Source organism: Caulobacter sp. 602-1, from assembly GCF_003931565.1.
GTDB lineage: Bacteria > Pseudomonadota > Alphaproteobacteria > Caulobacterales > Caulobacteraceae > Caulobacter.
Genome location: NZ_RRYI01000039.1, coordinates 1 through 387, shown reverse-complemented (window position 1 = coordinate 387; position 387 = coordinate 1). Strand labels below are relative to the sequence as shown.

General features: G+C 59.7%; 2 protein-coding genes. One reads left to right on the top strand and one right to left on the bottom strand.

Annotated features, from left to right (window positions below; genetic code table 11):
- Nucleotides 1-188: hypothetical protein (locus tag EIK80_RS26815; protein ID WP_233586944.1), on the bottom strand; the 188-nt coding region annotated here is incomplete at its 3' end.
- Between the two features lie 7 nt (nt 189-195).
- Here EIK80_RS26815 and EIK80_RS26810 point away from each other — a divergent pair.
- Nucleotides 196-387, top strand: a 192-nt coding sequence (locus EIK80_RS26810; protein WP_233586943.1) for a hypothetical protein, incomplete at its 3' end; no start/stop codon positions are given.

Here is a 387-nt window from a genome sequence, read left to right as displayed (position 1 = left end):
AACGGCAGGACGCAAGCCACGGCGGCAGGCAAAGCAACCAACTTCCACTTCATCACTTCACCGTCCAGCCGTCGGTGCGCTTCTGCTGTGCTGTTGTGCTCATGATTGGAGGCCTTTCGTAAGGTGGGAGAAATGATGACGGAAGGAATCAATTGGGGTGATGTGGCAACGTGGGCGGCGGCATTCATAGCGCTCGTGTCCGCGTTCGTCACGGTCTGGTGGCCGCATCGCAACCGGGCTCAGGCAAGTTGGTTCGTGATCGATTACGATGACGTGGATTCCGGCCTGCATGCCAACGGATTGTCCCTGTGGACTCCCCACAACGGTCGGGGAACGCCGGACAAGCTGCTCCGAGTGCTTAACGACGGGGACGGCCCGGGATTCAAC